This window comes from Bacteroides sp. UBA939 (assembly GCF_002293435.1).
Classification (GTDB): Bacteria; Bacteroidota; Bacteroidia; order Bacteroidales; family Bacteroidaceae; genus Bacteroides.
This window is the reverse complement of record NZ_DBDF01000180.1, coordinates 1-19,898: the sequence shown is the minus strand read 5'-3', so window position 1 is coordinate 19,898 and position 19,898 is coordinate 1. Positions and strand designations below refer to the sequence as shown.

13 protein-coding genes are annotated in these 19,898 nt (G+C 45.5%); 1 reads left to right on the top strand and 12 read right to left on the bottom strand.

Features of this window, described 5'->3' with window-relative positions; genetic code table 11:
• Positions 1-62: 62 nt before the first annotated feature.
• Positions 63-2,084, top strand: coding sequence for a glycoside hydrolase family 97 protein (locus tag B2Z67_RS11555; RefSeq protein ID WP_291529984.1), 2,022 nt, complete (start codon positions 63-65; stop codon positions 2,082-2,084).
• Positions 2,085-2,275: 191 nt separating this feature from the next.
• On the opposite strand, the gene B2Z67_RS11550 is transcribed toward B2Z67_RS11555, so the two are convergent.
• From B2Z67_RS11550 to purB, 12 genes are all read right to left on the bottom strand, one after another.
• Entirely contained in the window at positions 2,276-5,452 is a 3,177-nt protein-coding gene (locus B2Z67_RS11550; protein ID WP_291529983.1) for a glycoside hydrolase family 3 N-terminal domain-containing protein, read from the bottom strand.
• 339 nt (positions 5,453-5,791) lie between these two features.
• The gene (locus B2Z67_RS11545; RefSeq protein WP_291529982.1) at positions 5,792-8,794 is read right to left on the bottom strand and encodes a glycoside hydrolase family 3 N-terminal domain-containing protein; all 3,003 of its coding nucleotides are present in this window, start codon (positions 8,792-8,794) and stop codon (positions 5,792-5,794) included.
• A gap of 156 nt (positions 8,795-8,950) precedes the next feature.
• The gene (locus B2Z67_RS11540) at positions 8,951-9,856 is read right to left on the bottom strand and encodes a bifunctional metallophosphatase/5'-nucleotidase (protein ID WP_291529981.1); all 906 of its coding nucleotides are present in this window, start codon (positions 9,854-9,856) and stop codon (positions 8,951-8,953) included.
• Positions 9,857-9,874: 18 nt separating this feature from the next.
• Positions 9,875-10,648 carry a 5'-nucleotidase C-terminal domain-containing protein gene (locus tag B2Z67_RS11535; protein WP_291529980.1) on the bottom strand — a complete coding sequence of 258 codons (774 nt, stop codon included), beginning with the start codon at positions 10,646-10,648 and terminating at the stop codon, positions 9,875-9,877.
• 511 nt (positions 10,649-11,159) lie between these two features.
• Positions 11,160-12,152 (bottom strand): translation elongation factor Ts, encoded by a 993-nt coding sequence (gene tsf / locus B2Z67_RS11530; protein WP_291529979.1) that lies wholly within the window; start codon positions 12,150-12,152, stop codon positions 11,160-11,162.
• Between the two features lie 181 nt (positions 12,153-12,333).
• Positions 12,334-13,170: a 30S ribosomal protein S2 gene (gene rpsB / locus B2Z67_RS11525; RefSeq protein ID WP_291529978.1), complete on the bottom strand. Its 837-nt coding sequence runs from the start codon at positions 13,168-13,170 to the stop codon at positions 12,334-12,336.
• Positions 13,171-13,340: 170 nt separating this feature from the next.
• On the bottom strand, positions 13,341-13,727 hold the full coding sequence (gene rpsI / locus B2Z67_RS11520; protein ID WP_291529977.1) for a 30S ribosomal protein S9: 387 nt from the start codon (positions 13,725-13,727) through the stop codon (positions 13,341-13,343).
• Positions 13,728-13,733: 6 nt separating this feature from the next.
• A complete protein-coding gene (rplM, locus tag B2Z67_RS11515) occupies positions 13,734-14,195 on the bottom strand; it encodes a 50S ribosomal protein L13 (protein ID WP_291529976.1) in 462 nt (153 codons plus the stop codon).
• Positions 14,196-14,500: 305 nt separating this feature from the next.
• Entirely contained in the window at positions 14,501-14,992 is a 492-nt protein-coding gene (locus B2Z67_RS11510) for a DUF4488 domain-containing protein (RefSeq protein WP_291529975.1), read from the bottom strand.
• 143 nt (positions 14,993-15,135) lie between these two features.
• Positions 15,136-16,539: an asparagine--tRNA ligase gene (gene asnS, locus B2Z67_RS11505; protein ID WP_291529974.1), complete on the bottom strand. Its 1,404-nt coding sequence runs from the start codon at positions 16,537-16,539 to the stop codon at positions 15,136-15,138.
• 29 nt (positions 16,540-16,568) lie between these two features.
• Positions 16,569-18,038, bottom strand: coding sequence for a pseudouridine synthase (locus tag B2Z67_RS11500; RefSeq protein WP_291529973.1), 1,470 nt, complete (start codon positions 18,036-18,038; stop codon positions 16,569-16,571).
• A gap of 138 nt (positions 18,039-18,176) precedes the next feature.
• Positions 18,177-19,523 (bottom strand): adenylosuccinate lyase, encoded by a 1,347-nt coding sequence (purB, locus tag B2Z67_RS11495; protein ID WP_291529972.1) that lies wholly within the window; start codon positions 19,521-19,523, stop codon positions 18,177-18,179.
• Between the last annotated feature and the right edge of the window lie 375 nt (positions 19,524-19,898).

Below are 19,898 nucleotides of genomic sequence, written 5' to 3'. Positions count from 1 at the left end.
AATAGAGATAGTTCAGCTATATACAGACAAGATGCGAAACTTCAGTAAAAAACATTGTAATCATGAAAAATACCGTAACCACAATAATCATTTGCCTGTTCCTCACCTTTACCGGTGCAATCCATGCCCAACAGTATAAACTGGCATCACCGGACGGCCGCCTGAACATTACCGTGCAGGCAGGAGAGACTCTCAACTGGAAGATCGTTCACGAAGAAACCACCGTACTGCTTCCTTCCGCCATCGCCATGCAGTGGCAGAATGAGAAATCCACGAAGCAAACAGAAACTTTGGGCAAGAATATAAAGGTTACACGCTCCGAGCATAAGCGTGTGAATACTTCCTTTGAAACGCCTATCTATAAGAAAGCCAGCGTGGAAGATGTCTACAACCGGCTTACATTGCGCTTCCGGGAAGGCTTTGGCATTGAATTCCGTGCATACAACGACGGCGCCGCATATCGTTTCATCAGCGAACGGCGGGACAATATCCTGGTAAAAGCAGAAACCGCTGAATTTAATTTCGCAAAGAATCATAAAGCATGGGTACCTTACATAAACGACATGCGTAGCGGAGAACGTTACACGTACTCCTTCGAGTCATATTATGATGAAATTCCTCTGTCGCAGATGGTAACCGACTCTCTGGCAATTACTCCACTCCTAGTAGAACTCGACGGAGGCAAAAAGGCAGTGATAATGGAAGCCGGACTGGAAGACTATCCGGGAATGTTCCTCGTAGTCAACCCGCAATCCCGTCAGGGCTTACAGGCGGAGTTCGCTCCTTATCCGCTGGAAGAAGTCATAGGCGGACACAACCGCTTGAACCTGATACCTACACGCCGGGCAGATTATATTGCCAGGACTACGGGTCGTCGCACCTTTCCGTGGCGCGTCGTATTAGTAAGCGAACAGGATGCGCAACTGGCGGATAACGATATGGCGCAACGTCTTGCAGCTCCCTCACGCATCCGGGATATCTCATGGATTAAGCCCGGTAAAGTGGCATGGGACTGGTGGAATACCACAAACTTAACGGGTGTAGACTTCAAAGCGGGAATGAATACCCCGACTTACAAGGCATTTATCGACTTTGCCGGCGCCAACGGATTGGAATATATCATTATCGACGACGGATGGAGCGATAAAGAAACCCTGATGAAAGTCATTCCGGAGATTGATTTAAAGGAACTCATCGCGTACGGCAAGGAAAAGAACGTTGACATTATCCTTTGGGCAAGCTGGCGACTGACGGAGAAGGAAAAGGAAGTAGCTTTCTCCCACTACTCCGCAATGGGCATTAAGGGCTTCAAGGTGGACTTCTTCGACCGGGACGACCAACCGATAGTGAAATCCATGTACGATATTGCGGAATGTGCCGCCAGGTATCAATTGCTGCTGGACTATCATGGCATGAAGTCCTTCGGATTGCATCGTCCTTACCCTAACGTGGTTAATTTCGAAGGTGTGAAAGGATTGGAAAATTCCAAATGGGAACCTGTTGTAAACGGTGCACCGTTGCACAACCAGCCGCGTTATGACGTAGCAGTCGCCTACTTGCGCATGCTTGCAGGACCGTTGGACTATACGCCGGGAGCTATGGTAAATGCTACTCGCAGCACCTTCCGCGCCATCAACGACCACCCCATGAGCCAGGGTACACGCGTGCATCAAATGGCAATGTACGCTCTGTACGAAGCCCCGCTGCAAATGTTGGCCGACAGCCCCAGCAAGTATATGAAAGAACAGGAGTGTACGGACTTCATTGCCAAAGTGCCGACAACCTTTGACGAAACCCGTGCATTGGCAGGCAAATTGGGCGAATACATCGTAATAGCCCGCCGCAAGGGGGATGTATGGTACATTAGCGCCTTGACCGACTGGACATCTCGTACCTGTTCACTCGATCTTTCATTCCTGGATGCGAACAGTGTCTACCAAGCGAACATCTTCTCCGACGGAATAAATGCGGATGTAGAAGCAACCGATTACCGCCGGGAGGTTCGTAACGTAAAGGCAAGCGATAAACTGAATATCCAAATGGCGCCCGGAGGGGGATGGACGGCGCGGTTGGTAAAACAATAAAATTAATTGCGTAATCTATTTGCAAATAATAAAATTATTCTCCCCACTAAGAGAGAAATTAGCCTTTTGAAAAGCGAATATTTTATCAAAAATAGCTTTTCAAAAGGCTAATTATTAAAAGACAATGTTTTTTTCCAAACCTATTCAAGCTGATTACAGATATTCCCAACTGAGATAGATGATATTGCTTTTCAACGCAGCAACGCCTTGTAAATCTCCTCCTGTATCCGGGTACGTATATTCTTTTTCATCAACTCCGTATTCCATACATCAGGGAAGATGCGATTACAAAGGAAAACGTAGACTAATCCATTCTGCGGATCTACCCAGGCGCAGGTACCGGTAAAACCGGTATGGCCGTACACGGAAGCCGGCGCGGAAGCGGCACAGGGACTCTTCGCGAGATTCCGGCGGTCGGGTTTGTCAAAGCCTAAACCGCGACGGCTTATTTTAGATACGGTAGTGGTAAATACACGGCAGGTTTCCTTGCTGAGATAACGTTTACCATCAAGTTCACCCCCATTTAGCAACATCTGGCAGATGCGCGCCACTTCCGTAGCATTAGAGAACAATCCGGCATTACCGGAAACCCCACCTTGAAAAGCAGCAGCTTCATCGTGAACAAAGCCCTGAATAACTGTTTTCCGCAGGAACGGATCAATGGAAGAAGGTATGATTTCAGCTTTCGGTATGGAGAAACGACCGGATGCGGGTGAATATCCCGTACGTTCAAGCCCCATCGGGGCATAGAATTCCTTTTCCAGGAAAGCATCCATCGACATTCCTGTGAGCTTTTCAACCAATTGCTGCAACAGGATAAAGCCGACACAACTGTAACGGTAACGCTGGTCTCTCAAAGGAGTATCAACGATTTTCTGCAAATATTTCTGTTTGAAAGAACTCTTCAGCCAGAGGCTATCACAGACCTGCAAGGTATGCTCCGCCGTACGTACTTTCGAGGTCAATCCTTTAGTGAAACGGAAATTCGGATTAGCCCAAGTACGGTCTCCTATCTGTACAGGATGCGCAGTATCACGCTTCGCTTTGAAAAGAGTACCTTCATAGCTCTCTTTATCGATGGCATCCAGGTAGAAGAATATAGTAGAAGGAAGCCCCGATTCGTGCAGCAACAATTGCCTCACAGTGATGTCTTTCTTATCCGTACCTTGCAGCCAGGATAAATAATCCGAAGCACGGTCGGTTAGATTCAGTTGTCCCTTATCACACAACTTCATAACGGCAAGCAAGGTTGCGGTAACCTTGGTTAATGAAGCCAAGTCGTAAACATCCGTCGGAGAAACCGGAAGAGTAACCCCCGGAGCATTTCTTGCCAAAGGAAGCGGCCTGGCAGCAACTCCCATCAGGGTATGCGACCCGAACGCTTTGTTATACATCTCCTTTCCATCTTTCAGCACCACTATCTGACAACCCGGGTAGGCTCCTTCCCTGATACCTTCTTCCGCTATTTCATCAATACGCGCCAACATGCGGGAGTTCATACCATGTTCTTCAGGAATAAAATGAGACTGCGTCTGCGGAGTAATCGTTATCCCATCGCCCGTAGCAAACAGTTCGCCGATGCTTGCCGAAAGCCTTCCGTCTGCAATTGCACCGGCATAAAGTATTTTAGCGACTTGCTTCTGCACATCCTCACTCGAGGAATGCGCCAACACTACTGCATCGGCTGCAGATACTCCCTGGCGTATCTGCAATACTTGTTTTGCAGGTATGAAAAGCAAATATCCCACCGGTACACCGGGATTAAATCCGGTGAAGAAAGACTGATAAGGCGCCAAACGGTCTTCCGTAACACTCACCAGAATGCGTTTATATTGCGACAGCGAATCGTTCAATTGCTTATATGCGGCTTTGGACAGTCCGCCACGCAATTGGAATACGGCGGGTTTCGTTCCGGCGGGCTTCATGTGTGCGGAAAGTTCTTTAAGGAAGGGTTGCATTTCCTTTGCATTTCCTACATTGAGCACAGCTATCTCTTTCATGTCCGCATTCAACGGAAACATATTATTCTTATTTTCCAGTACGGTAATCGCCGCCTGATTCAGACGACGAATCAGGTCACGGGTATGCGCCGTATTGAGGCGGGCGTCTAAACCCGAAAGGCGAACAAATGGCTTTTTACTTAGTCCGAGGGCATATTTATAGGTAAGTACTTTCTTGCATTTCGCATTAATTTCCTCTTCAGTCAGTTCACCACTCTTCACGGCATCCAGTATGGCGTCTGCCTCTTCCTTGAGGCGACGGGGAACGAGCAACAGGTCATGACCCGCTTTCAATGCTTGCAGACAGATGTTTGTGTGATTTGCGGAAACGCCTTTCATGGCAAGTGCATCCGTAAAGATTAGTCCACGGAAATTCATTTCCTGCGCCAGCAACCCGTGCACCACATTGCGGGAGAGTGAAGAAGGCAATCCAGCCTTAGGTTCCAGCACAGGAACTTCAAGGTGCCCCACCATCATACCGGACAGTCCGGCTTGAATCGCTTTTCTGAACGGATACAATTCCACACTATCCAGACGGGCACGGGTAAAGGATAATGTCGGTAATGTATGGTGCGAATCCGTATCCGTATCGCCATGTCCGGGGAAATGTTTGGATACCGAGAGCACTCCACCGTCTTCCAATCCTTTGGAATATGCTATCACCTTATCTGCCACATTCGCAGGGCTTTCTCCAAAAGAACGGGTATTGATAACCGGGTTCTTCGGATTGATATTTACATCCGCCACCGGGGCGAAGTTGACCTGAACACCCAGTTCACGGCATTCCCGTGCTATCTCACGCCCGTACTCATACAGCAGGCTATCATTCTGAATACAACCCAGCACCATATTTCTGGGAAATACCGGGGTATTGCGCAGGCGCATGGAAAGTCCCCACTCGCCGTCAAAGGTTATCATCAACGGGACATCAGCCATGCCTTGCGCCTCATTCGTCAACGCAACCTGATCCTGCATCAAACCACCTGAGAAAAGCAAGCCGCCTACTTTATAATCTTTCACTACCCGGTGCAGCAAATCACGGTTCGCTTTATTCTGCTGCGGAGCAATAGTATAAATGAACAATTGCCCGATACGTTCTTTCAGATTCATCTTCTTAAAAACGGAATCTACCCATTGCCGGCACTTTTCATCGCCGGACAAATGGCGTATCATCACGGGGTCAGCCGGTAATGCAGGAAGGGAGGCAAGCGATGAGGTAAACGGTGAGGTAAACGGTGAGGTAAGCGATGAGGCAAACGATGAGGCAAACGGTGAAGCAGGAGAAAGTGAAGTTGAATAGTGGGCATCTGAGTCAAAGCGGCCGCAGCAACCCAAAATCATTAGAAAGAACAGGAGCAGTTTCTTCATTATTATTTATATTAAATTTGAATTTCGCAAGTTGATTATATGTTACTCAACTATCTTGTTGTTGGTTATCAATAGTATCCCAATTCCCCTCCTCCTGGGAGGAGGAGAATTGAGATACTATCCTGCATTATTCATGCTTCAGGAGTTAGAGTAGTTAAAGTAGTTATCAGCCAACAAGTTAGCTTAGGAGTTAAAGCCGATACTGATGTTATATGATTCACGGAGTATTGGCTTTAACTCCTTAACTACTAACGAAGTGATAACTCCTTTAACTACAGTATGAATAATGCAGGCTAAAGCCTATTTAATTCTCTAAACACTATTTATTCAAAATTCTACTTATTTCAAACTCTTATAAATTACTTCTTGTATATCGGTACGGATTTTCATATCTCCCAGCTTAGTACTCCAAGCGTTGGGACATAAGTGATTACTAAGAAATACATATATGGTTTTATGTTCCGGATCAACCCAGACACAAGTACCTGTAGAGCCGGTATGCCCATAAACGGCAGCAGTAGCTGAAGCCGAGCATGGACTATTCTTCAAATCCTTCAATTCGGGCTTGTCATAACCCAGTCCGCGACGGCCGAGAGCGGAAGTTTCCGTAGTAAACAGTTGACAGGTTGCTTTGTTTAAATAGCGTTTACCATCCAGTTCTCCGTCATTCAGTATCATTTGATAGATTCTTGCGACCTCCGTTGCCGTAGAGAACAAACCGGCATTACCTGAAATCCCTCCCAAGCAAGCAGCAGTCTCATCATGCACATAACCGCATAAGTCCTGACGGCGCAGGAAGTCGTTCGCTGCCGTAGGCATTATCTCTTCTTTGGGATACTTGTTCAATGGCAAATACATGGTGCGCTGCAATCCCATAGGAGTGTAGAACTCCTTAGCCAGATAATAGTCCATCGGCTGTTTTACTATGGATTCCACTATCTGCTGCAAGAGAATAAAGCCGAGGTCGCTATACACGTATCGCTTACTGCCCAATTCACATTTGGCTATCTTCTGCATCATGGTATTCTTGAAACTCTTGTTCATCCACATCTTATCCGCTACATGCAGAGTATGAACAGATGTTTCCTTATCGGACATCAACCCTTTCCCGAACTTGAAATCCGAACAGTAATAGCTGTGCTCACTTATCTGCGTACGGTGCCATTCGTCTACCCAGCTCTGCGCATACGGTCCGTGAACGGAATTCGGATCAATGGCATCCAGATAGAAACGGATGTAGGGAGGCAAACCCGATTCATGCAAAAGCAGTTCCTTTATGGTGATATTCTTCTTATTGGTATTCCGGAGGAAGGGCAGATATTGCGACGCCTTATCCGTCAGCTTCAATTTGTTTTCGTCATAGAGTTTCATGACAGCCAACAGCGTAGCCGTAGTTTTCGTTAAAGAGGCGAGATCAAACATATCAGTAGACCGCACCGTCGTAGTGTCGGTACCGGAGTGTGTTCCGAAACATTTGTCGTACACGGGCAAGCCTTCTTTCAACACCAATACCTGGCAGCCCGGATATGCCTTGGCATGTAGTCCGGACAGGGCAATGGCATCAATGCGGCGCAATTCATAAGAACTCATTCCCAAATCCTCGGGGATGATGCGTCCCGGTTTCATATCCGGTGTAACCACACTCCCCTCGCCTGCTTTGTATAGATTGCCAACGCTCATGGATAGTTTGCCCTGCGCAGGGACTTTGGCAAATATCACGCCTGCCACATAGCTTTGAATATCCGCTTCCGGCGAATGCCCCAGCACTATGGCAGCAGCTTTAGCCAGGGCAGACTCCAACGGTTGCATACCGCGATAGGAAGTAAAGAATGCATAAACCAACGGTACGGAGAAGTCCAGTGAGGCAAGAAAGTCGCCATAAGCAGCCGTATCCGCATCTTTCCCGGATACACTGACTACAATACGCCGGTAATCCGCCAACTTACGAGCCAACTCACGGCAGGCGTCAGCGGTAGTCTCTTTATTCAAACGGAAACACTCTACGGGTACGGGAGAATATTTCCGTACTTCACGAATGAAAACACTATCCTTACCTTCGCCTACACTTAGAAGGGCGATAGGAGCGCCGCCCACAGGAGTCAAAGGCAGTACGCCGAAATAGTTACCCAACACTGTAACGGAAGCCCGGCGCAATTCAGTAACCAATGCCTGCGCCCCATCTGTATTGATACGTTGACTCATTCCGCCAACCTGCAACTGCGGACGCGGCCGGCGTAGTCCCAACAGGTATTTATACGTAAGTATCTTACGGCATTTGGCGTCGACTTCCGACTCCGGCAGAACGCCTTCCTTTACGGCGTTCAAGACTTCTGTTACCGCATTCGCGGTATTATACTGCACCAGCACCATGTCATTGCCCGCAAGCAACGCCTTCGTGGTGACCTGGGGAATTGATGATACTCCTTTCATATCCAGTGCATCCGTAAAGACCAAGCCGCGGAAACCCATTTCCTTTTTCAACAGTCCCGTCACGATATTCCCGGAAAGTGAAGACGCTGTTCTAAAGTCCGGTTCTAAAGCCGGAACCTGCAAGTGTCCTACCATGATACCGCCCAATCCAGCACGTATCGCTTCCCTGAAAGGATACAGTTCTACCGTATCCAGCCGTTCACGATTATAGTAAAGCACGGGCAATGCTTTGTGCGAATCCACATCCGTATCACCGTGTCCGGGAAAATGCTTGCTTACCGACAGTACGCCTCCACTTTCCAGACCGCGGCTGTAGGCCAATACCTTTTCAGCCACTTTCTTCGGGTCTTCTCCGAAAGAGCGTACATGGATTACCGGGTTCAGGGGATTGGTATTAACATCCGCATCCGGCGCAAAATTCACATGTACACCCAGTTCACGGAATTCACGGGCTACTTCAAAGCCATAGCGGTATATCAGGTCGTTATCTTGAATACAGCCGAGGGCGGCATTCTTGGGGAAATGGGGTGTGCCGTCCAAACGCATGGACAAGCCCCACTCTCCGTCGAAGGTAACCAGAAGTGGCACTTTTGCATTCTTCTGCGCCAGATTCGTCAATATGGCTTGTTCTTCGATAGTTCCTTCGGCAAACAGCAGTCCTCCGATTTTGTATTTCTTGGCTAATTCGCGTATTTGTTTCTGTCTCTGCTTATCCGCCTTTGCCGGAATGGTGGTGACAATCAATTGGCCGACTTTCTCCTGCAAGGTCAGGCGAGAGAATACGGAGTCTACCCATTGCTTACAGCGGACATCGTCCGCAGAAGGTAAAAAGGGGGGAACTACTTGCGCTTCAAGTGGAGATATATGGCTCCATAGAAAGAGTATAAGAAATAAGTAAATGGTTTTCTTCATAATCTTGTTTAAGTACTGTTCATTTAAGCATTGCATCATGGTTTAATGATAATTCAACGAAGCTAATAGAGATACTCCTAATTGTGAGACTTAAGAAGGCTCATTTATATAATTAATTCAAACTACTACTTTATCTGATAATACTAATCCGGAGGATTACTTCTTCTCAAACGTCATTCGTAACACTCCAACATAAACGCCGTTCAGTCCCGTATGCAATATAGGAACGCTTTCACCGTCCTTATTCAGATAAATGGCGGATTCTTTCATGAACGTATGGCTATGTCCGCCCAGAATAACATCAATGTTATTGGTTTCCCGCACCAAATCTTCATCACAAGAGGCATTCTTAAGCCGGAAGCCAAGATGCGACAGGCAGACTACAACGTCACAACCCTTCTGCGTTTTCAACAAATCGGCCGTTTCCTGCGCAATTGCTATAGGGTCGCTGTATGTGACTCCCGCACACTTATCCGCCGGCACTAATCCTTCCAGTTTCGGACTAAGGCCGAATACTCCGATTTTCAATCCATTACGTTTCAGGATTACATAAGGTTTCACCAAACCTTCCAATACCGTACCCTTCACATCGTAGTTAGCGCAGACTATCGGGAACTTCGCCATACGAAACAGGCGAGCCATATTGTCCATACCGAAATCAAACTCATGATTGCCGATAACCATAACATCATATCCCATGAGGTTCATCATTTTCACTTCAATTTCGCCTTGGAACAGATTATAATAAGGAGTTCCCTGTGATATATCTCCGCAATCGAACAGCAACAGGTTGGGATTCAATTCACGCGCTTCCTTTATGAAAGTCGTCCGGCGCACGATTCCCCCCATTCCAGCATAGCTGTCGGCAGCATGTACATCGTTAGGTTCGATACGGCTGTGCATATCGCTCGTCTGCAAAATAAGCAATTGTTTGGCGTCTTGGGCAGATTCGGAAGATATCAGGCTGAAAGGTTCCCGAGAAGTTCCCCCGGTTGATCTCTGTGCGGATGCGGAAAGAATGAGAGAGGCCGCCAGCACTAAAAAAGTATATATACGTTTCATAAGCAATAATTATTAGGATTACTCATCCGCTATAGTTATACGGCCTTCCATACGGGAAGTAATCTTCTTTCCGGCAGCCGTTTGTTGTTCCACATAGCTCATAAACAAGTCGCGCAAAGTGGCTCCGGCGGGACATTCCCGTTTCTCGGCCTGCGGCAGGGCAGTCATACCGCCATTCCCGTCCGCCATGTAATCAATGGTGGCGACGGTGTAAAGTTTATCATCTTCCACCTGAAGGCCACCGACCGTACCGCGCAATAACTTGCCGTCTTTTGTTATCAGGAGTTGCACTCCGCTGACACCTTCGCCGCGACGCACTGCAATATCGGCAAAGAGTTCTTTCAGATAAACGCCTTTCAATGTCAGGATACAAAGGGAATTGTCAAAAGGTAATATTTCAAATATATTTCCGCAAGTAATAGTACCTTCGGTTAATATATTACGCAATCCGCCCATGTTAACCAATCCCATGTCGGCAGGCTTTCCCAATACTTGGGTAGCCGCAGAGCGTAATACGTCCGCTACCAGATTCGACAACAGACTTTCAGGAGCGCCCTTACCCATCGTGATTTCCGCCGTACCTACCACGCGATACATCATACTGTCCACCTGTGCCTTATAGGGCGCAAGTAGCGCTATCGCTTCGGCATCAGGTTTGGCATCCCACGTGGAGTCAATAGCTACCATTGTACTTTCTATTTTTGTCACCTCATACGCGGAGTGACAAGAACTCAGCAGGAATATAATTGCCGGGAGTATGCCGAAGATAAATTTCAAAGTTACTCTTCTCATGTCTATTCAAGAATTTAAATTGTCGCAAATATAACTAATTGTGTCTGCATTATGTTCCAAATACTCAAGAAAATTTCCTTATTAACACAGTAATGGTTAGTTTGTTAGCGGTTCATTAGTTGAATACGGAGTATGTGCGGTGTTCAATGTGTAAGCCCAAAGCCATACAGGCTTTCAAAAAGACAAGAAAACAGCTTTTTCTCTAACACGGATTTCCGCAAAAGAGGGAGAAATAAAAAGTTCAGGTATGGGGTTTTGAATATATATACGGATATCCTGCATAAATCGCAGTCAATATACGGGATTTATGCAATAATTGTTTGTTTCCTGCGCGAATGGGATATATGTGGAGCATACACGGGATATATATCGTGCGCGCAAAACACAAGATAGGCAATTACTAAGTAGTTTAGACACTACTACGTAGTAAAGTCAAAGGAATCAGAAAAAAAACGGCCACTACAGTATTTCCGTAGCGACCGTTTTCATAATCATATATATCGAGTTGAAATTATTCAGCTCTCAAAGTAAAACGCTTGAAGTCAACAATCTTCAATTCAGGGTCAGCCGCCGCCAACACTTCTCTTACAGTCTTCTTAGCATCCATGATATCTTCCTGGTTCAGTAAGCAAACTTCCTTCAAGAACTTAGCCAAACGACCTTTAGCAATGTTCTGAATCATCGCTTCAGACAGATTTGTAGCCTTTTCAGCAGAAACAGAAGCAATGATTTCTTTTGCCTTCGCTACATCTTCAGCCGTAATCCAACCTTTAGCCATGTTGCTCTCCATGTGGTCTTCGCTGTCCACATGAGTCGGATTGATACCTGCTTTCGTCAGGGCAGCATCCACAGCCTTCTGTACCAATTCTGCTTTTGTCTTCTCAATAGCAACTTCGATTTCTTTCTGCTTTGTTTCTTCAGAAACGCCATCCACGTCAATTGCAATCGGATTCATAGCAGCAATCTGCATAGCTATTTGTTTCGCCAATGCTTCATCAATCGCCTTGTTGAAAGCAGCGATGGTGCAAAGACCGTTTCTGTTCATGTGGTTGTAAACAACAGTGCTTGCACCTTCTACAGTCACGTAACCATCCAGTTCCATCTTCTCACCAGTAATACCGCTACGGTCAACCACTGCATCCTGTACAGTACCGCTACCCATCGGCAACGCTTTCACTTCGTCCAAAGTCTTGCACTTGTTAGCTACAGCAAGATCAAGAATATCTTGAGTCAGTTTCACGAAGTCAGCATTCTGAGCCACAAAGTCAGTTTCGCACTTCAAAGCAATGATAACGGCAAAGTCACCGGTAGTCTTAGTCAAAACGCAACCTTCAGAAGCTTCACGGTCTGAACGCTTAGCGGCAACCGCCTGCCCTTTCTTACGAATAATTTCAATTGCCTTGTCGAAATCGCCTTCAGCTTCTGTCAGCGCATTCTTGCAATCCATCATACCAGCTCCGGTCATTTTGCGGAGTTTGGTTATATCAGCCATTGTTACAGCCATAGTATATTTCCTTCCTTTATATTTAATTATTAAAAAAGTAGTTAGCAGTTAGTAGTAAGTAGTAAGTAGTAAGTAGAAGAAACTCCATTTGCTAACTTACATAAGTAGAACTATCTCCTACTTACTACTAACTACTATCTACTAACTACTTACTACTATCTACTTACAACTTCTTGCATTCTCACGCTTCTTCGTCTTCTTTCATGAAAGCAGCAGCTTTAGCTGCATTGATTGCTTCCTCGTCGGATTTGTCAAGTCTTGCTTTGGTAACTCTCTTCTTACCTTTGTTGACAGGAGCTTCACCGGCAGCTTCCATATCTATCTTTTCAGCTTTTCTTTCTTCCAAACCTTCCTGCATAGCAGCGCAGCAAGCATCCAGAATTACTTCTACTGATTTGGTAGCATCATCATTAGCCGGAATTACGAAGTCGATGTTAGTAGGATCAGAGTTCGTATCAACAATACCGAATACGGGGATACCCAGACGGTTAGCTTCGCGAACTGCGATGTTTTCTTTCATAACATCAATCACAAACAGTGCAGACGGCAGACGAGTCAGGTCAGCAATAGAACCTAACGTCTTGTCCAACTTAGCACGTTGACGTGAAATTTGCAAAATTTCTCTTTTTGACAGATTAGAGTACGTACCATCATTCGTCAATTTGTCGATGGTAGCCATTTTCTTAACAGCCTTACGGATAGTGGGGAAATTAGTCAACATACCGCCCGGCCAGCGCTCGATTACATAAGGCATATTTACAGAGGATGCTTTGTCGGCAACCACCTGTTTAGCTTGTTTTTTAGTAGCAACGAACAGGATTTTCTTTCCTGATTTAGCAATTTGCTTTAAAGCTTCAGCAGCTTCATCTACTTTAGCAACTGTTTTGTGGAGGTCAATGATGTGGATACCATTGCGTTCCATGAAAATATAAGGAGCCATTGCGGGATTCCACTTTCTTTTGAGGTGGCCAAAGTGGCAACCGGCTTCCAATAATGTATCAAAATTAGTTCTTGACATTTTGTTTTTTCTTTAAATCGTTTACTTTCTTTTTTGTTTTTCTAAACCAACCGCCGGGTAGTCTATCATCGAGTCCCGGTAGTTTAGATGCTAAACGCTCTTTCAGTTGAGAGTTGAGAGTTGAAAGTTGAGAATTAAGCAACTTGTCCGCTCCAACGTGTCTGCAACTCTTAACGTTTACTGAACTGGAATCTTCTACGAGCTTTCGGTTGTCCCGGTTTCTTACGCTCAACAGCGCGCGGGTCACGAGTCATGAAGCCTTCGGAGCGGAGAGCTGCCTTGTCTTCAGCGTTAATCTTCACCAATGCGCGGGCGATAGCCAGACGCAATGCCTGAGACTGACCGGTGAAACCACCACCACAAAGATTTACTTTAATATCATATTTTTCAGTAACACCCAGCTTGCTCAGCGGTTGTTTTACAACAAACTGAAGAATAGTTGATGGAAAGTACTCTGCAAGGTCTCTCTTGTTAATGGTAATCTTTCCTGTACCTTCGGTTACGAAAATGCGTGCGATTGCACTTTTACGTCTGCCTAATGCATTTACTACTTCCATTATTTCTTATTTAAGTAAGTTTATATCAATTGATTTCGGGGTCTGAGCTTCGTGCTTGTGCTCACTGCCGGCATATACATACATATTTCCCAGCAATTTAGCGCCCAATTTATTCTTCGGCAACATACCCTTTACTACTTTTCTCAACAGTCTTTCATCACCGTTTGGCTTAGCCTGTAAACGGGCGGGAGTCATTTCTCTCTGACCACCGGGATAACCAGTGTATGACAAATACACTTTGTCGGTCCACTTATTACCTGTCATTTTTACTTTGTCGGCATTGATAATAATCACATTATCACCGCAATCTACGTGAGGAGTAAAGTTTGGTTTATACTTCCCTCTCAACAGTTTCGCAACTTTCGCGCCCAGACGTCCCAATACTTGGTCTGTAGCGTCAACAACAACCCATTCTTTGGTTACTGTAGCTTTGTTTGCAGAAATGGTCTTGTAACTTAAAGTATCCACTCTTAATTTGTTTTTTAAATGTTACTACTAAAAAAAATCTCTTTATCACAAGCTAACCATCCCGGACAAAGATAGATTAACTTGCTCTAAATTAGATGCTTATCCTTATTAGATAATAATCGGCTTGCAAAGGTACGGATTTTCCCAAAACCGGCAAATGTTTTCTTCTCTTTTTTTAAGAGCGCCGCAATGCCCATGTTTGTGTGTCGCGGGGTATTAATCACATTTACTAATCAGTAATTGCTGCGAAGTTCCGCTTCGTAAGAATGCGGATGAAAGATAAAAATTACGATGCAGTAAGTCTTTTACCGGACAATATCTTCGGGGAATTTGGGTGGCATCACTATCCGCTTCCATGTTTCATGATACCAGCAATTCATTTCGTTCCCATTCAGATCCTTTTCAATAAAATACTTCAGGTACATAACCCCTCCTTCGCCCATTTCAAATTCCAGGATATTATCCCTCTTATCCAGCATAGGCAAATGGATATTTTTTTCAATACTTTCTTTGTAACTACCATCCGTTAGTTGCTCATACGTGCCATACCCGGTAATAATGGCATCCTGTCCGGGAATGATAGTGAAGTTCACAATACGCCCGTCATCACTCAACACTTTGAATGTATTACTGGGCTTCAAGACACCGGGAACATCCGGAATTTCGGATACATAATGACATAACTGCCAGATACCTTTCAGGTTAGCCGGTTTAAAACTTGCTTTCTTTTGCGCCATCGCTCCTGTTACCGTCAGCAGCACTACTGCCAACGTGGTAATGAAATACTTCTTTTTCATATTCGTATATTATGAGGTTATCGAATCGGCATCTGACTGTCACAAATATAAGCATTTATTTCAATAAAATGACAACTTACTATTAAAAAATAGCCTGCATAATCAAAATTATGCAGGCTACTATTCAGTTATCTATTCTACGATCAGAATTCAGCATTGCGCGGCGTACGCGGGAAAGGTATCACATCGCGAATATTCGCCATACCCGTCACGAACAGCAGCAAACGTTCAAAACCCAGACCAAAGCCGGAGTGCGGACAAGTACCGAACCTGCGGGTATCAAGATACCACCACATATCCTTCATCGGAATATGCATTTCATTGATGCGGTTTATCAACTTGTCATAATCCGCTTCACGCTCGGAACCGCCGATAATCTCGCCGATTTTCGGGAACAGCACATCCATAGCGCGCACCGTCTTACCGTCTTCGTTCTGCTTCATATAGAACGCTTTGATTTCCTTCGGATAATCAGTCAGGATAACCGGACGTTTGAAATGCTCTTCTACCAGATAACGCTCATGTTCAGATGCCAAATCCACTCCCCAATATACAGGGAACTCGAACTTGTGACCTTTCGCAACAGCTTCCTCCAGTACTTTGATTCCTTCGGTATACGCCAGACGTACAAAGGATTCTTTCAATATACTTTGCAGACGCTCAATCAGTCCCTTATCAAACATATCGTTGAGGAATTTCACATCATCGGCACAGTTATCCAAAGCCCATTGCACACAGAATTTGATGAATTCTTCCGCCAAATCCATATTGTCCGTAATGTCATTGAATGCAACTTCCGGCTCTATCATCCAGAATTCCGCCAAGTGACGGGGAGTGTTGGAGTTCTCGGCACGGAACGTAGGACCAAATGTGTAAATAGCCCCTAACGCAGTAGCTGCAAGTTCACCTTCCAACTGGCCTGAAACCGTCAAGCTGGCTTGCTTGCCAAAGAAGTCGTCATCATAAATGATGGAACCGGCTTCATCTCTCTTCAAGTCATACAGGTTCTTCGTTGTCACCTGGAACATCTGTCCGGCTCCTTCACAGTCGGAAGCCGTAATGATAGGTGTATGGAAATAAACAAATCCCTTCTGATGGAAGAACGTGTGAATAGCCATCGCCATGTTGTGGCGAATGCGGAATACAGCGCCAAACGTATTCGTGCGGGGACGCAAGTGGGCAATCTCGCGCAAAAACTCTAACGTATGTCCTTTCTTTTGCAAAGGATAGGTATTATCACAAGCTCCGAGAATTTCAATTTCACGGGCTTGAATTTCCGCTTTCTGACCGGATCCAACCGATTCCGTCAGTTCTCCATTCACACTCAGACAGGCACCGGTGGTAATATCCTTCAGCATATCTTCATCAAAGTTAGCCAAGTCTACTACTACCTGCACATTATTTATTGTAGAACCGTCATTCAGGGCGATAAAATTAACTTGTTTACTACCTCTACGGGTACGAACCCAGCCTTTCACGTTGACTATCGTGCCGAAATCTTCACGTTTCAGCACATCAACAATTTTTGTTCTACCAATTTTTTCCATATATTTTAATTAAAAAGGAATTAGAGACATTACTCAAAAGAGCCCATGCGCAGGAAATTCACTTCCTGTTCGGTAAGGAAACGCCACTCTCCACGGCGTAAGCCTTTCTTCGTTAATCCGGCAAAGAAAACGCGGTCAAGTCTCATTACCTTGTAACCCAGTGACTCAAATATACGACGTACGATACGGTTTTTACCGGAATGGATTTCAATTCCCACTTCATTACGTTTTACATCGTCCGAATAACTGATGGCGTCTGCATGGATTTCACCGTCGTCCAATTGAACTCCCGCTGCAATCTGATCCATATCAGCCTTGGTTATATTCTTATCCGTATGTACATGATAGATTTTCTTCTTCAGGAACTTCGGATGTGTCAGCTTGGAAGCCAGGTCACCGTCATTGGTCAACAGCAATACACCTGTAGTATTACGGTCCAGACGTCCCACCGGATAGATGCGTTCATCACATGCACCCTTCACCAAATCCATTACCGTGCGACGTGCCTGCGGATCATCCGAGGTAGTCACCGTATCTTTCGGCTTATTCAACAGAATGTAGATTTTACGTTCTATGCTCACTATCTGGTCGTGGAATTTCACCTCGTCGCCACGCTTGATTTTAGTTCCGAGTTCCGTTACAACTGTTCCGTTTACCGAAACCACGCCTGCCGTGATAAACTCATCCGCTTCACGACGAGAACAAACTCCCGCGTTTGCCAGGAACTTATTTAAACGGATAGGTTCATTGGGATCAATAAATTGCTCCTTGTATTCCATCTGTTTCTTCTTGCTGTACTTTGCATTCGGATCATAATCCGGCGTACGGCGTTGTTGCGGACGGTTATATCCACCCGGTCTTCCACCGCCACCATTCGGGTTAAAGCGCGGACGTTGCGGACGGTCGCCATACGAAGAGCCGCCATACGAAGAACCACCGCTATAAGGACGTTGCGGGCGGTCACCTTCGTCATTGTTATAACGCGGACGATAAGGGCGATCGTTATTATAGGAACGCTGTTGTTGTTGTCCGTCTCCGCTGTTAAAGCGCGGACGCTGAGGGCGGTCGTTGCTGTAAGGACGCTGAGGACGGTCGCCACCTTCATTGTTAAACCGCGGACGATAAGGACGGTCACCACCACTGTTATTCCCATAAGAAGGGCGTTGCGGACGATCGCCACCTTCGCTGTTGAAGTGCGGGCGATAAGCACGGTTACCGTCTTCACGGTTGTAAGACGGACGCTCATTGTACGGACGCTGAGGACGTTCACTATTACCGTCTGCATTAGGATTAAACCGTGGACGATAAGGACGGTCGCTACTGTAAGCACGCTGAAGGCGTTCACCACCTTCATTGTTAAATCGCGGACGATAAGGCCGTTCACCACCACCTTCACGGTTGTAGGACGGGCGACTGTAATTGTTTTCTCTCTCAAATCTGTTGCCTGAATTCTCCTCACCGGAAGAATCGTCACGCCAAGTTCTGTTTTCTGTATTCATTGTTTTATTCGAATAAAATTAAACGTATAGCCTCACGGCCATTTCATTATCACTTTTATACCTTATATTAATTTATCATATTCGTATATCAACACCGGATTCAAGATGTCGGTTTAATCCGGTAAAACTTTATTTATCTCAAATTCCCGTATAATTATGAGGAGTAATAGCGAGTAATTCTTTTTTTATTTTTTTGCTAACGTTCAACCCTTCAATAAATTTTTTAATAGAATTTTCCGTAATGGCTTGATTTGTACGGGTCAATGCTTTCAGAGCTTCATACGGATGCGGATATGCTTCACGGCGCAGAATGGTTTGAATAGCTTCGGCCACCACACTCCAACAATTGTCCAAATCGCAAGAAATAGCTGTTTCATTCAGCAATAACTTGCGCAGGCCTTTCAGTGAGCTTTGAATCGCAATCACGACATGTCCGAAAGGAACGCCGACATTGCGCAATACGGTAGAGTCCGTCAAATCGCGTTGCAAACGAGACACCGGAAGTTTTACAGCCAAGTGTTCCAGAATTGCATTGGCAACACCCAAGTTACCCTCCGCATTTTCAAAATCAATCGGATTCACTTTGTGCGGCATAGCGCTTGAACCTACTTCACCGGCATTAATCTTCTGCTTGAAATACTCCATCGAGATATATTGCCAGAAGTCGCGGTTCATATCAACCATCACCGTATTAATCCGCCTCATTGCGTCAAAAACGGCGGAAAGATTATCATAATTTGAAATCTGAGTGGTATATTCCTCACGCTCCAAACCTAACTTTTCAGCAACAAACTTATTACCGAATGCTTTCCAGTCAAACCCGGGATAAGCTACATGGTGCGCATTGTAGTTTCCGGTAGCGCCACCGAATTTCGCTGTAAGCGGGCACGCTTTCAACATAGCCAACTGGCGTTCGAGACGGTACACAAATACCATCACTTCCTTACCCAAACGAGTAGGCGAAGCCGGTTGCCCGTGTGTTTTGGCAAGCATCGGGATTTCTGCCCATTCTTCCGCATAGGTACGAAGCTGTGCAATCAGTTCTTCAATCTGCGGATAATATATTTGTTCCAGGGCGTCTTTCACCGACAGAGGTACGGAGGTGTTGTTTATATCCTGAGAAGTCAGACCGAAATGGATAAATTCTTTGTATTCGTCCATTCCGCCTATTTTGTCGAACTCTTCTTTCAGGAAATATTCCACGGCTTTCACATCGTGGTTGGTAATCCTCTCTATGTCTTTGATGCGCTGTGCGTCTGCTTCGGAGAAGTTGCGACAAATGTTTCTTAAGGTTTCGAATATATGGGTGTCCACCTTTCCCAATTGCGGTAAAGGCAGTTCGCACAAAGTAATGAAGTATTCTACCTCTACCTGTACGCGGTATTTCATCAAGGCAAATTCCGAGAAATAAGCCGCCAAAGCGTCTGTTTTTCCTCTGTATCGACCATCAATTGGGGAGATCGCTGTAAGTAAATCAAGTTTCATACGTCGTATTTTGGTAATTAACGGATTGCAAAATTAGTGTTTTTTTCTGAGTAAAGAGCAAGAAAGGGATAAGAAAGTTGATAAAGAACGCTAAGAGATGAAAATCACATCGAAGACAGCGGTAAAATTCGTCTCGTGAGACGGATTATTTTGTCTCGTGAGATGATTTTTTTCGTCTCATGGGACGGATTTTTTCGTCTCACGAGATGAAATTTCTCGTCCCACGGGATGAATTCGAACCTGCATTATTCATTTATGACGAGACACTTATGAATCATGCAGGTTAGGAGCTTCTCCTCTGGGGGATTGAAACCCATTGCTGCGTCAGGTTGTTCCAGAGGGCGGTATCATTCGGCCGTGGCGGTGCACAGTCGG